Genomic DNA, 13945 nt, shown 5'->3' with positions numbered 1-13945 from the left:
GACCCGTACCCCACCATCGCGCATCAGTACAAGTAACCCACCGCACGGTCAGCCCAACCGCCGGTACTCACTTGAATGGGCATAGAGAGAGACGACCCACATGAACGCTCCGCTGCGCATCAACGAAGCTCTTTTGATTGCAGACCGCGCTTTCCAACCCTTTCAGTGCGTGGCCTGGCACGATGGCAATGGCGCCCTCAGCCTGAGCGTCATCGACCGCACCAATACCCGCATCGGCAGCAAACAGCTGTCCTCGAACACTTACACCGACCCGGCGCAACTGGAAAACCTGTTGTTGCAGGCGCGTGCCGAGCTCGACAAAGATGGCTACAAGTTGCAACAGTGGGCAATGCCCAAGTAAGTCGGCAGGTTAACTTCCGATCACTGCACTCGCGTGATCGGAAGTTGGACTTACTTATCGCGCGGTCAGCATAAATCGCTCGAACGCTTCAGCAGCGCCGTCTTCGACATTACTGCCGGTGACGACGCTGGCCTGACGCTTGACGGTTTCTTCCGCCTGGCCCATTGCGATCGATAAACCGGCCACCTGGAACATCGCCGGGTCGTTGCCGCCGTCACCAATGGCCGCCGTTTGCGCAAGCGGCACCCCAAGGTGCGCCGCAATGGTCTTCAAGGCCTCGCCCTTATTGGCCAGCATCGCCGTCACATCCAGGTAAACCGGCTGCGAACGCGACACCTGGGCCAAGCCCTGTACCTTGGGCTGCAATTGCGCCTCCAGCTCCACCAGCAATTGCGTGTTGTTGCTGGCGGCGACGATCTTGTCGACCCGGTCCAGGTACGGCTCGAAACTCTCGACCACCACCGGCCCGTACCCCAGGCCATCGGCTTCGCGCTGCACCATCGGCCCTGGCGGGTCACGACGCAGCCAATCGCCGTCGGCGAACACCCACACTTCCACGTCCGGCTCGGCGGAAAACAGCGCCAACGTCACCAGGGCTGCTTCCGCCGGCAGATGGTGGGCCACCAGGATGCTGCCATCCGGGTTGATCAACGTACCGCCGTTGAAACCCGCCACCGGCACGTCGATGCCAAAGGTCTCGATCAAATGCAGCATGGCCTTGGGTGGTCGCCCGCTGGCCAGGCTGAAAAACACCCCGGCCTCACGCAGCGCGCGCACCGCATCGGCGGTGCGCTGGCTCAGGCTGTGATCCGGATGCAGCAACGTGCCGTCCACGTCACTGAGGATAAAGCGGATGGGATGAATCGCTGCATCACTCATCCGAGGCTGTGCCAGGTGCGACCATCACGGGCCAGCAAGGTGTCGGCCGCCGCCGGGCCATCTTCGCCAGCCTTGTAGGTCTGGATACCGTCATCTTCTTTCCAGGCATCCAGGAACGGCTGCACGGCACGCCAGCCGTTCTCGATGTTGTCGGCGCGCTGGAACAAAGTCTGGTCGCCGGTCATGCAGTCGTAGATCAGCGTCTCGTACCCCGTCGACGGTTGCATCTCGAAGAAATCCTTGTAGTCAAAGCCCAGTTCGATGTTGGCCATCTCCAGGGCCGGCCCAGGCTTTTTCGCCAGCAGGTCGAACCACATGCCTTCATTCGGCTGGATCTGGATTTTCAGGTAGGTGGGCTTGAGCTCATCGACCTCGGTGTCGCGAAATTGCGCGTAAGGCGCCTGCTTGAAGCAGATCACGATCTCGGTGTCGCGGATGCTCATGCGTTTGCCGGTACGCAAGTAGAACGGCACGCCGACCCAGCGCCAGTTGTCGATCATCACCTTCAGCGCGACGAAGGTCTCGGTGCTGCTGTCGGGCGCAACGTTGGCTTCTTCACGGTAGCCCGGCAGCGACTTGCCGGCGATTTCACCGGCGGTGTACTGGCCGCGAACGGAATTGGCCCGCGCATCCTCCAGGGACCAGGGGCGGATTGCTCCCACCACCTTGGCCTTCTCCCCGCGCACCGCGTCGGCACCGAAGGCTGCCGGCGGCTCCATGGCAACCATGGCCAGCAACTGGAACAGGTGGTTGGGCACCATGTCCCGCAAGGTACCGGTTTTTTCGAAGAAACTGCCGCGGGTTTCCACGCCGACCGTTTCCGCAGCGGTGATTTGCACATGATCGATGTAATGATTGTTCCAGAACGCTTCGAACAGCACGTTGGAAAAACGGCTGATCAGGATGTTCTGCACCGTTTCCTTGCCCAGGTAATGGTCGATGCGATAGATCTGTTTCTCGCTCATCACCTTGAGCAGGCACGCATTCAAGGCTTCGGCGGAGGCCAGGTCGGAACCGAAAGGTTTCTCGATGACCACGCGACGAAAGCCCTCCTCGGTTTCATTGAGCAATCCGGCGCTGCCCAGGCGTTGCACCACTTCACTGAAGAAGCGCGGTGCGGTCGCGAGGTAGAACACGGCATTGGCGGTGCCGCTGTCGGCAATTTTCTGCGCGATATCCGCGTAGGTGCTGTCGTCGAGGAAGTCGCCCTCGACGTAGCTGATGCCTTTGGCCAACTGGGCCCACAGGTGTGGGTCCAGCGCATTGTCGGCATTCCCCCGGACTTTGCTGGCCGCCTCGGTGCGAATGAAATCCTCGAGCTTCTTGGCAAAGTCCGCGTCGCTGACGGCGTTGTGATCAACGCCCACGATACGCAGGCCATCGCCCAGCAACCCGTCGCGGCTCAGGTTATACAGCGCCGGCATCAGCAGGCGTTTGACCAGGTCGCCATGGGCGCCAAACAGGAACAACGTAGTGGGTGGAGCGGGTTCGGCCTTGGGTTTCTTGCCGTTGGCGGTCATTTTTTGGAAGTCTCCACGTGGCCGCCAAAGCCGAAGCGCATGGCCGAGAGCATTTTGTCACCGTAGGTGCTCTGCTGGCGCGAACGGAAACGGGCGAACAGCGAGGTAGACAGCACCGGTACCGGCACCGCTTGCTCCATGGCCGCTTCGATGGTCCAGCGGCCTTCGCCACTGTCGGCCACGGAGCCGGAGTAGCCGTCGAGTTTCGGGTCGGTGGCCAGCGCATCGGCGGTCAGGTCCAACAGCCACGACGACACCACGCTGCCACGGCGCCAGACTTCGGCGATGTCGGCCACGTTCAGGTCAAAGCGCTGATCTTCCGGCAGGTTTTCCGAGTTCTTGGTCTTGAGGATGTCAAAACCTTCGGCAAACGCCTGCATCATTCCGTATTCAATGCCGTTATGGATCATCTTGACGAAGTGACCGGAGCCCGCTGGGCCAGCATGGATATAACCCTGCTCGGCACGTGGGTCGGCAGAAGCCGAACGGTCCTTGGTGCGAGGGATGCTGCCTATACCGGGAGCGAGGCTCTTGAAGATCGGGTCGAGGCGCTGCACGGTTTCCACGTCGCCGCCAATCATCATGCAGTAGCCACGTTCCAGGCCCCAGACACCGCCGGAAGTGCCGACGTCAACATAGTGCAGGCCCTTTTCCGCCAGGGCCTTGCCGCGACGCACGTCGTCCTTGTAATTGGTATTGCCGCCGTCGATGATCACGTCACCGCTTTCCAGCAGCTCACTGAGTTCATTGATGGTGTCTTCGGTCGGCGCGCCCGCCGGCAGCATCACCCATACCGCGCGCGGCTTTTGCAGGCCGGCCACCAGGGCCTCCAGCCCGGCGACGCCGGTGGCGCCCTCCTCGCTCAAGCCCTTTACGAATGCTTCATTACGGTCATAAACAACGGTGGAATGCCCATTGAGCATCAGGCGCCGCGCAATATTACCGCCCATGCGGCCTAGTCCGATAATCCCCAGTTGCATGTGCTGATGCTCCTAACTGCAAAAAAATGTGTGACATAGTTTATAGCGCAATGAGGCTAATGAGGGTTAGTCCAGAGCGGATCCGTGTAGTTTCATGGCAAAAAAGTTGCCATCATTTCACCATCACCCCTGTAAAAGTCACACGACCACCAAAAATAAAAAAGTTCCCTTGATGTGAAAAAGAATTCAGACTTACCTCCGACTGTTGCCGCGAACCGATTCGGCAGCGCCGTTGACCGCTATTTGCGAGGTAAGCAATGAGCACAGCACAGATGACCCGACCGCCTCAGACCCTCTACGTCAGCATCCGCCGCGATGAATTGCGCCAGTTGAAGGACGAGCGCGATCAGTTGCAACAGGAAGTCCTGCGTCTGCGTTCACATCTGCAGGCCCAGCTTGAACTGCCGTCCGGCGCCAAGCCCGCGCTCTGCTGAGCCGCCCTGGCGAGCCCGTAAGGCAATACCTACAGAAAACTCACGAAGTTTTCACACACTTATCCCGATACTCCCGCCCGCGATGCCGCTCACTTTCTGGGCGGCCCGATGTTGCGCGCCTGTGCGCGACGATTATTTTCTGATGGGGCGCTGGATGGCGATGTTCAAACGCAGCACGACGACTGCGAAAGGCTTTGATTGGGCCGGCCTTGGCTGGTTATTCCTGTTTTTCTGGTATTTCTCTGGGATTACCCAACTTCTTATCCAACTGACCGGCACGTCCGGCTTCAGCGGTTTCCGCCAGGCGTTCTTCATGAGTGCGCTGTGGCTGGCGCCGATGTTGCTGTTCCCTCGGCAAACACGCCTGCTCGCTGCCTTGATCGGCGTGGTGCTGTGGGCCTGTTCCATGGCCAGCCTGGGTTATTTCTTCATTTACCAGCAGGAATTTTCCCAGAGCGTCATCTTCATCATGTTCGAGTCGAACATTTCTGAAGCGGGCGAATACGCCACCCAGTACTTTGCCTGGTGGATCGTGCTGGCGTTCATCGCCCACACCGCCTTCGCGATTTTCCTGTGGACACGCCTGCGCCCGGTGTACTTGCCTCGCGGTCAGTCGATCGTGGCAGCGATCGCCATTGTATTGGCCGTGGTCGGCTACCCGCTGGTCAAGCAGATCGCCACCAGCGAAACCATGGAACTGGCCATCGACCGCTTCGAAACCCGGATCGAGCCGGCCGTGCCATGGCAGATGATCGTCGCCTACCGCCGCTACACCGAACAGCTGGACAATATGCAAGGCATGCTGACCAGTGCCAGCCAGATCCCACCGCTGAAGAACCTGAAGGACAGCATGGCCGGCCAGCCGTCCACCCTGGTGCTGGTGATCGGCGAATCCACCAACCGCCAGCGCATGAGCCTGTATGGTTACCCGCGTAACACCACGCCGGAACTGGACAAGCTGCGCGACCAACTGGCGGTGTTCGACAACGTCATTACACCGCGCCCGTACACCATTGAAGCGCTGCAGCAGGTACTGACCTTCGCCGACGAAGAAAACCCGGACCTGTACCTCAAGACGCCGTCGATCGTCAGCGTGATGAAACAGGCCGGCTACAAGACCTTCTGGATCACCAACCAGCAAACCATGACCAAGCGCAACACCATGCTCACGACCTTTTCCGAACAGGCCGACGAGCAGGTGTACCTCAACAACAACCGGAACCAGAACGCCCGTCAATACGACGGCGATGTACTGGCCCCGTTTTCCAAGGCCCTGGCCGATACCGCCGAGCGCAAGTTCATCGTGGTGCACCTGTTGGGCACGCACATGAGCTACCAGTACCGTTATCCGCAGACGTTCGACAAGTTCACCGACCGCCAGGGCGTGCCGCCCGGTGTCAGCGATGCACAGCTGCCGACGTACAACAGCTATGACAACGCGGTGCTGTACAACGACTTCGTGGTGTCGAGCCTGATCAAGGACTACGCCAAGACCGACCCCAATGGCTTCCTGCTGTATCTGTCGGACCACGGCGAGGACGTGTTCGACTCGGCCGGCCATGACACCCTGGGCCGTAACGAAGGCAAGCCGACCGCGCCGATGTACACCATTCCCTTCATGGCCTACGCCTCGCCCAAGTGGCGCGAAAGCCACGATTGGAGCTTCGCCGGCGACCTGCAACGGCCTTACAGCAGTTCGCAGTTGATCCACACCTGGGCGGACCTGGCAGGTTTGAGTTTCGATGAACTGGACCGCAGCAAAAGCCTGGTCAGCGACAGCTTCAAGCCGCGCCCCTTGCTGATCGGCAACCCTTACGAGACCAAGCAGAAGGCCTTGATTGACTTCAGTCTGATCAAGCCGAAAAAGGCCGACAGCACCGACGTGGTGGTCAAGTAACCCAGCAACCTGTAACAAGAAGATAACAATCATTCTCGTTAAAGCCTAAAGTTCCGCGCCTCCTTTCGTCTTTGAGCCATGCCCACCCCATCCGGGGCGGTCTCAAAGACGACAAGGAGTTTGCCGCGATGCTCGCGCCGTTTACCCGTTCCATCACCTTTACCCTTGGCCTGTTCAGCCTTGCGCTGAGCCCTGAACTGCTGGCCGAAACCGATCCCGAACACGCCCCCGCCAATGCCCTCGAACTGGGCGCCACCACGGTCACCGCCGAAGGCCTGGGTGCGACCACCGAGCACACCGGCGCCTACACCACTGGCTCCATGAGCACCGCCACGCGCCTGAACCTGTCGATCAAGGAGACCCCGCAATCGATCTCGGTGATTACGCGCCAGCAGATGGACGATTTCAATCTCAACACCCTGACCGATGTGTTGCGCCAGACCACCGGTGTCAACGTCCAGCACAATGATTCGGACCGCGTGTCCTATACCGCCCGTGGTTACGGCATCAGCAATTTCCAGATTGACGGAATGCTCAACACCTTCGGCTACATGAAGAGCGACGCCGACACCATTATCTATGACCGGATCGAAGTGGTTCGCGGCGCCACCGGCCTGACGACGGGCGCGGGTGACCCCTCGGCCACCGTCAACATGGTACGCAAGCGCCCTACCGCCCAATGGCAGGCGAAAACCGGGATCAGCGGCGCTACCCATGACAACTACTACAGCTACCTCGACGTCGGCGGCCCGCTGGCCTTCGACGGCAAACTGCGCGGGCGCAGCGTCCTGGCCTACCGTGACAGCCAATCCTTTCGCGACAACTATGCCCTGCAGCGGGCGGTCGGCTACGGCATTCTCGAGGGTGACCTTTCCGACGACACCGTGTTGGCCGTAGGCTTTGATTACCAGGACAAGCAGGTACAAGGCACCTCCTGGGGCACCGTGCCGTACTGGAACAGCCAGGGCGGCAAGGCCGGACTGTCGCGCTCCACCAATATGGCGGCGCACTGGAGTTCCTGGCCATTGACCGACAAAACCACCTTCGCCACCCTCGATCATCGGTTGGGCGGCGACTGGCATCTGAAGGCGGCCTACACCCATCGCCAGAGCGATACCGATGGCAAGGTGTATTACGGCGGCGCGGGGTTCCCCAACGCCGACCGCAGCGGCATGACGGCCTGGGCCAGCCATATGCGCGGCACCTCGAGAATGGAAGCCATCGACCTCAACCTGGCCGGCAGCTACGCGTTGCTAGGCCGTGAACACGCGCTGATGATGGGTTATGGCGAGGCCGCGCAGCGGGACAGTTCGCCCTTCATGCGCACCGACCTGCCCTCCAGCTACTACTCCATTGAGGACTGGAAACACATGGGCGGCATCGGCAAGTTCAGCGATTACGTCACCGGCCTCAAGGGTGAGCACAGCAAGAAACAACAGAAAGCCGGTTACCTTGCGACTCGACTGAGCCTGACTGACCGCCTGCACGCCGTACTCGGCAGCCGCTACGGCAGTTGGGAACTGCAAAGCGCTACCCCCAAATACGACGCCAACGATCAACTGACCGCGTCCGGCAAAACCGGGCAAACCCATAACGACATGTGGACGCCCTACGCCGGGCTGCTTTACGACATCACGCCGCAATACACCCTCTACGCGAGCTACACCGACATCTTCAAGCCGCAAAGCGCGAAAGACGTCAACGAGAAGTACCTGGAACCGGTGGTGGGCAGCAACTATGAGGTGGGGCTCAAGGGCAGCGTTCTCAACGAGCGTCTGAACCTGGCCGCCGCGTATTTCTGGAGCACCCAGGACAACGTCGCCGAGCGGGACGACTCGGTGCCGCGCAACCCGGCCACCGGCGAGGAGTACTACAAGTCCGGCGGCAAGGGCAACAAGGTGAGCGGGTTCGAGCTGGAAGCGGCCGGGGAAATCACGCCGGACTGGAACCTGACTGCGGGCTACACCTACACCCATTCGGTGAATGGCGCAGGCACACGCAACAACACCGGCCAGCCGTTGAACCTGTTGAAGTTATCCAGCGCTTACCGCCTGCCGGGGGCCTGGCGCAACCTTACCGTGGGCGGCGCCGTGACTTGGCAAAGCGAGATGTATGACTTCGGCGACCGCCCCACGGGGGCGCGCAACAGCGAAGGCAGACCGATAACCACCCGGGAGAAAATCACGCAACAGGGCTACACCGTGGTCAACCTGATGTCGCGCTACCAGTTCGATGAACATGTTACGGCGTCGGTTAACGTCAACAACCTATTTGATAAGAAATATTACGAACGCGTTGGCTTTTATAATGGTGTGTATTGGGGCGATCCACGTTCGGTCACGCTGGCACTTGACTGGAGGCTATAACGGCCCCTCGCAAAGTTAACAAAATTGTTAACTTCGCAGGTGAACTTCGTTAATTCCCACTTAATAGGATAACGCCATAGTCGCCCCACGATCAGATCAGGGAGTGACCGATCACCTATCAATCTAATGGGAATACCGCCTTGAAACTCTCGACTTTGATGCTTGCCAGCCTGATGACCCTGACCTCCGCCGCCGCCTTTGCAGAAGGCGGTTCAGAGCGTTCGAAAGAGTTCTATAACAACTTCAGCTTCATTCAGGAAAAAACCCACGGCAAGGCCGAACAACAAGTTGCGTCCGCCGACGGCAAACCGGTTAAAGCCACCACTGCCGAAACAGCACAACCCAATAGTTGATTAATGCTGAGTTAATCCGCACCACCTTCTGCCATTGCGCTCCCTTGGCAAAGGTTTATCAGGCGCCATTCAATGGCGCCTTTTTTTTTGCAATTTTTTTATTACAGTGCCTTGTTCCAGAACAACATGCGGCCATGGGCAGGATCAAAAACCGAATCGTCGAAACCGAACTTGCGATAGGCCGACTGTGCCAACTCATTGCCTTCAAGCACTTCCAGGGTGATTTTGCAGCACCCGCGCTGCCGGGCGATTTCCTCGACCTTCTGCAGCATTTTCTGGCTCAAGCCCAAGCCACGAAACTGTTTCGCCACCACCACATCATGGACGTTGACCAAGGGTCGACAAGCGAATGTCGAGAAGCCCTCGAAGCAATTGACCAGCCCGGCTGGCTCACCCCCGACGAACGCCAGCACACTGAACGCATAGGGGCGCTTGGCCAGTTCCCCAGGCAATTGCTGCAACAGGTCGGCTTGCAACGTGTGGCCGCCGCCCATTAGATCTTCAGCATAGTGGTTGAGCAGCGAGCCGATGGCATCCGCGTGCACGGCGTTGGTGTAGCTGGCTTGCAGCACCAGGATGTCTGGGGTGTCCATTTCCGTCCTCGATAACGACAACCAGGGAATCGATTCCCTTTGAGAAGGGTGATTGTAAGCGTGGATGCGGCAGCAGATGAAGGCGATTAACGACAAATGCCTGACAGAAAGCGCCCAGGTTGCAGGCATCCAAAGCCCTGGCCGGGGTCAGGCGCCGAAGCGCTGCAGCTGCATTTCTCGCAAGCGGCTCAAGGTGCGACGAAAAGGAAACGCCAGGTAGCCTTCGGTATACAGACGTTCCAGTGGCACTTGGGCCTCGATGAACAACGGCACCTTGCGGTCGTAACATTCATCCACCAACGCGATAAAGCGTCGCACGCTGTCGTCGTGCACCGACAGCTCCGGCAATTGACGGTCCCCTGCGACAATGCGCTCGGCCCCGTCTTCGGTACCACGGGCGATCCGCCCCGGGCGCTGCGGTGCGCTGAGGTTGGGCACCTGCGCCAGCAGGATGGCCTTGAAGCGATCACACAGCAGCATGAAATCCATCGCGGCCAGCGGCTGCTCGCAGAGCTCGGCGTAGCGGCACCACAGTACCGCGTCACTGGCCTGCACCGCCGTAATCGTGCGATGGCCCACGTTCACCACCCTCCCCTCGCTGACCGTTTGCCCCGCGCTCAGTTGCTTGAACACCGTGGCCAGTGCCCCGGGCTGATTCACCCAGTAGCGCTGCAGGCCCACACCGGCGTGCAAGCGATGATCCTCGCCACCGTCCACTGCCACCACCTGCATATGCTGCTTGATCGCCTCGATGCCCGGCACGAACCGTTCACGGTTGAAACCCTCGGCGTACAGCTGCTCAGGCGGTTGATTGGACGTACAGACCATCACCACACCCTCCTCGAACATCACCTGGAACAGACGACCGAGAATGATCGCGTCACCAATGTCATTGACGAACAACTCATCGAAACACAGCACGCGCACGTCCCGGCTCAGTTCCCGCGCCAACGCCTGCAGCGGGTCCTTGATACCGCTGAGCTGGAACGAGCGCTGGTGTACCCAGCCCATGAAGTGATGAAAATGCTGACGCCGCGCCGGCACGCGCAGGCTTTGATAGAACTGGTCCATCAACCAGGTCTTGCCGCGCCCCACCGGCCCCCACAGGTAAACGCCGGCAATCGGCGAACGGCCTTGGTGCAACGCCTGGTGACAGGTTTGCAAGGCCTGCACCGCACGGCGCTGAGCGTCGTCGGGCACGAAACCCTGCTGGGCGATAGCATCTTGATAAGCGGCGAGCGGCGAGTCGAAAGTCATGGGTGCCAGTATGACTGACAACGCAAACGCCAGCCGCGCAATCTTTGCCGTTAACCCAGTTCCGCACGCAGTTGACGCGCCGCCGTGACCATGTGAATCAACGCCGCTTCCGTCTCCGGCCAGCCACGGGTTTTCAGGCCACAATCGGGATTTACCCACAACCGTTGCGTCGGAATCCGCTTGGCCGCCTTGCGCAGCAAGTCGAGCATCTGCGCAACGTCCGGCACACGTGGCGAGTGAATATCGTAGACGCCAGGGCCGATGTCGTTGGGGTAAGCGAAGGCTTCGAACGCGTCCAGTAATGCCATGTCCGAGCGCGAGGTTTCGATGGTGATCACGTCGGCGTCCATTGCCGCGATGGATTCGATCACATCGTTGAACTCGCTGTAGCACATGTGGGTGTGGATCTGGGTGTCGTCACGCACGCCGCAGGCGCACAGGCGGAACGCTTCGGTGGCCCAGTCCAGGTAGTGCTGCCATTGCGCCTGACGCAATGGCAAGCCTTCGCGGAATGCGGCCTCGTCGATCTGCACGATCTTGATGCCGGCGGCTTCCAGGTCGACGACTTCGTCACGGATCGCCAGGGCCAGTTGCCGGGCCTGCACTTCGCGGCTCACGTCTTCCCGTGGGAACGACCACATCAGCAGGGTCACCGGGCCGGTCAGCATGCCCTTGAGCACCTTGCGCGTGAGGCCCTGGGCATAGCGAATCCACTCCACCGTCATTGCCTTCGGACGGCTCAAGTCGCCATAAATCAGCGCCGGTTTCACACAGCGCGAACCGTAGCTCTGCACCCAACCGAAACGGGTGAACGCATAGCCGTCCAATTGCTCGGCGAAGTATTCGACCATGTCGTTACGCTCGGCTTCACCGTGCACCAGTACATCCAGGCCAATGTTTTCCTGCACCTCGACGGCGTGCCTGATCTCGCTGTGCATCGCATCGACGTAGTCGGCTTCGCTCAACCTGCCAGCCTTGTACGACTGACGCGCCAGGCGGATCGACGCGGTTTGCGGGAACGAACCGATAGTGGTGGTCGGAAACAGCGGCAGGTCGAGGCCGGCCCGTTGTTTCTCGATACGCTGGGCAAAGGGCGATTGACGCTGGCTGTCCTGGGCGCTGATAGCGGCAACGCGTGCTTGCACGGCAGGCTTGTGAATACGCGGCGAAGCGGCACGCGCAGCCTGTACCGCGCCGCTTTCCGCCAGCGCTGCCAGCACGTTTGGCGCCTCGGGTTGGTCGACGGCCTGGGCCAGTACCGCGACTTCCGCGCACTTTTGCAGGGCGAAGGCCAGCCAACTTTTCACCTCGGCGTCCAACTGGTTTTCACGCGCCAGATCCACGGGGCTGTGCAGCAGTGAACAGGACGGCGCCACCCACAAGCGATCGCCCAGTTTTTCATGGGCGTGCTGCACCGTCGCCAGGGCTTTTTCCAAGTCGCAGCGCCATACGTTGCGGCCATTGACCAGGCCCAGGGACAGCACTTTATACGCGGGCAGGCGATCGAGAATGGTCGGGTATTGCTCCGGCGCCCGTACCAGATCGATGTGCAGGCCATCGACCGGCAGGTTGGCGGCCAGGCCGAGGTTTTCCTCCAGCCCGCCAAAGTAGGTGGCGACCAGCTTTTTCAGCGGGTCGCGCTGGATCAGGTTATAGGCGCGCTCAAAGGCATTCTTCCAGGCCTGCGGCAGGTCGAGCACCAGGATCGGCTCGTCGATCTGCACCCACTCCACGCCCAGATCAGCGAGGCGCTGGAAAATCTGACCATACAGCGGCAGCAGGCGGTCGAGCAGCTCGAGCTTGTCAAAATCACCGCCCTTGGCCTTGCCCAGCCACAGGTACGTCAGCGGGCCAATGACGACCGGCTTGACGCTGTGCCCGAGGTCGCGCGCTTCCTGGACTTCTTCGAACAACTGTTCCCACCCCAGGTGGAATTGCTGGTCGACGCTGAACTCCGGCACCAGGTAGTGATAGTTGGTATCGAACCACTTGGTCATCTCCTGGGCGTGAGCACCGCCGCAGCAGTTATCGCTGACGCCACGGGCCATGCCGAACAACGTGTGCAACGTGGCTTGGCCATCGGCTGGGCGGAAACGCTCGGGGACTACGCCAAACATCAGCGAATGGGTCAGCACCTGGTCATACCAGGCGAAATCACCTGCGGGCAGCAGCTCAATGCCCGCTTGTTTTTGCAGCGCCCAGTGGGCCTTGCGCAAGTCACGGCCCACGGCACGCAGGCCGGCTTCGTCGAGTTCGCCCTTCCAGAACGCTTCCTGCGCTTTCTTCAGTTCACGGTCGCGTCCAATGCGCGGGAATCCGAGGGAATGAGCGACTGCCATGACTTACAACTCCACTGTAGGTATTCAATGGCAGCCATTGTCGGCAGATGCTGATAGTGAGACAAACTCATTTTATTTTAGATGATCACAAGTTCTACTCATGTTTATACCAGGATTGATCAGTCAATCGGATCAGTCAATCAACCCATGAGCGTCATAGAACGGATACGGCCCGGGGTAATCCCCGAACACGCCGTTGTGGCTGAGCAACCCCTGTTGCGCGTCCCAGCGATGCAACAGATATCCCGCCGGTTCCAGGTTGAAATGCGCGGGCGCGGTGGCTTGCAAATCCAGCACGATCTGATGAGAGGTGCCGGGGCACACGCAGCTCAAGCTGCCACCAAAACGTCGCTGCATCGGCCGGTGCAGGTGCCCGCACAGCAGGCGTTCAACTTGCGGGTGGCGCGCCACGACTGTTTCCAGGGCGGCGGCATTGATAAACGGTTCGCGGTCCATATGGCCGATGCCGCTGATAAACGGCGGGTGGTGCAGAATCAGCAAGGTCGGCGCATCCCGGCGTCGCGCCAGTTGCTCGTCCAGCCACTGCAACTGGCTGTCCAGCAATTGCCCGCCATGGCCACCGGGGATGGTCGAGTCCAGGCCGATCAAACGCAGCGGATGCTCGTCCACCACCCAGTCCAGCGGCCCCTCTGCCGACGACGGCAAATAGGCGTGATCACGGAATGCTTCGAGCAACGGACCGCGTGTGTCGTGGTTGCCGGGCACCAGGTAGCACGGCATGTGCAGGCGTGCGAGTTCGGGGTGCAGCACGGCGTACTCATCCGGGCGACCGAAGTCCACCAGGTCGCCGCTGACCACCACGATATCGGGCCGTGGGTGGCTGGCGTTGAGGTGGTCGACGGCACGACGCAGCGCGCCCAGGGTATCGACGACGCCATAGGTGAGGCGCTCGCCAGCTTTAAGGTGCAGGTCGCTGATCTGTGCGACAAGAAACGGACGATTCAC

At 60.3% G+C, this 13945-nt stretch carries 12 protein-coding genes; 5 read left to right on the top strand and 7 right to left on the bottom strand.

Annotated elements, in window-relative coordinates; translation table 11 throughout:
- Positions 1-100 precede the first annotated feature (100 nt).
- Positions 101-361 (top strand): hypothetical protein, encoded by a 261-nt coding sequence (locus C4J90_RS10895; RefSeq protein WP_124362387.1) that lies wholly within the window; start codon positions 101-103, stop codon positions 359-361.
- A 54-nt stretch (positions 362-415) separates the two neighbouring features.
- Here the strand turns inward: C4J90_RS10895 and C4J90_RS10890 are convergent, their stop codons facing one another.
- From C4J90_RS10890 to gnd, 3 genes are read right to left on the bottom strand one after another with little or no spacing between them, the layout of a single operon-like run.
- Entirely contained in the window at positions 416-1240 is an 825-nt protein-coding gene (locus tag C4J90_RS10890; RefSeq protein ID WP_124362386.1) for an HAD family hydrolase, read from the bottom strand.
- Entirely contained in the window at positions 1237-2760 is a 1524-nt protein-coding gene (gene zwf / locus C4J90_RS10885; RefSeq protein WP_124414403.1) for a glucose-6-phosphate dehydrogenase, read from the bottom strand. Before zwf ends, C4J90_RS10890 begins: the two co-directional genes overlap by 4 nt.
- Positions 2757-3740 carry a phosphogluconate dehydrogenase (NAD(+)-dependent, decarboxylating) gene (gene gnd, locus C4J90_RS10880; protein ID WP_124362384.1) on the bottom strand — a complete coding sequence of 328 codons (984 nt, stop codon included), beginning with the start codon at positions 3738-3740 and terminating at the stop codon, positions 2757-2759. The genes zwf and gnd overlap by 4 nt, the downstream gene beginning before the upstream one ends.
- A 257-nt stretch (positions 3741-3997) precedes the next feature.
- Here gnd and C4J90_RS26885 point away from each other — a divergent pair, with 257 nt between their 5' ends.
- The 4 genes from C4J90_RS26885 to C4J90_RS10865 all read left to right on the top strand — a co-directional run bounded on the left by C4J90_RS26885 (position 3998) and on the right by C4J90_RS10865 (position 8790).
- The gene (locus tag C4J90_RS26885) at positions 3998-4174 is read left to right on the top strand and encodes a DUF6026 family protein (protein WP_163003427.1); all 177 of its coding nucleotides are present in this window, start codon (positions 3998-4000) and stop codon (positions 4172-4174) included.
- Positions 4175-4328: 154 nt separating this feature from the next.
- The gene (locus C4J90_RS10875; protein ID WP_124362383.1) at positions 4329-6071 is read left to right on the top strand and encodes a phosphoethanolamine transferase CptA; all 1743 of its coding nucleotides are present in this window, start codon (positions 4329-4331) and stop codon (positions 6069-6071) included.
- A gap of 128 nt (positions 6072-6199) precedes the next feature.
- Positions 6200-8437 carry a TonB-dependent siderophore receptor gene (locus C4J90_RS10870; protein ID WP_124419747.1) on the top strand — a complete coding sequence of 746 codons (2238 nt, stop codon included), beginning with the start codon at positions 6200-6202 and terminating at the stop codon, positions 8435-8437.
- Positions 8438-8577: 140 nt separating this feature from the next.
- Positions 8578-8790, top strand: coding sequence for a hypothetical protein (locus C4J90_RS10865; RefSeq protein ID WP_124362381.1), 213 nt, complete (start codon positions 8578-8580; stop codon positions 8788-8790).
- A gap of 101 nt (positions 8791-8891) precedes the next feature.
- Here the strand turns inward: C4J90_RS10865 and C4J90_RS10860 are convergent, their stop codons facing one another.
- From C4J90_RS10860 to C4J90_RS10845, 4 genes are all read right to left on the bottom strand, one after another.
- The gene (locus tag C4J90_RS10860; protein WP_124419746.1) at positions 8892-9383 is read right to left on the bottom strand and encodes a GNAT family N-acetyltransferase; all 492 of its coding nucleotides are present in this window, start codon (positions 9381-9383) and stop codon (positions 8892-8894) included.
- Positions 9384-9530: 147 nt separating this feature from the next.
- Positions 9531-10640: a cell division protein ZapE gene (gene zapE, locus C4J90_RS10855; RefSeq protein ID WP_124419745.1), complete on the bottom strand. Its 1110-nt coding sequence runs from the start codon at positions 10638-10640 to the stop codon at positions 9531-9533.
- 50 nt (positions 10641-10690) lie between these two features.
- Positions 10691-12979 carry a 5-methyltetrahydropteroyltriglutamate--homocysteine S-methyltransferase gene (gene metE / locus C4J90_RS10850; RefSeq protein ID WP_124419744.1) on the bottom strand — a complete coding sequence of 763 codons (2289 nt, stop codon included), beginning with the start codon at positions 12977-12979 and terminating at the stop codon, positions 10691-10693.
- Between the two features lie 132 nt (positions 12980-13111).
- Positions 13112-13945 (bottom strand): phosphodiesterase, encoded by an 834-nt coding sequence (locus C4J90_RS10845; RefSeq protein ID WP_124419743.1) that lies wholly within the window; start codon positions 13943-13945, stop codon positions 13112-13114.

The organism is Pseudomonas sp. R2-60-08W (genome assembly GCF_003852335.1).
Lineage (GTDB): Bacteria > Pseudomonadota > Gammaproteobacteria > Pseudomonadales > Pseudomonadaceae > Aquipseudomonas.
This window is presented reverse-complemented; position numbering and strand designations above follow the sequence as displayed.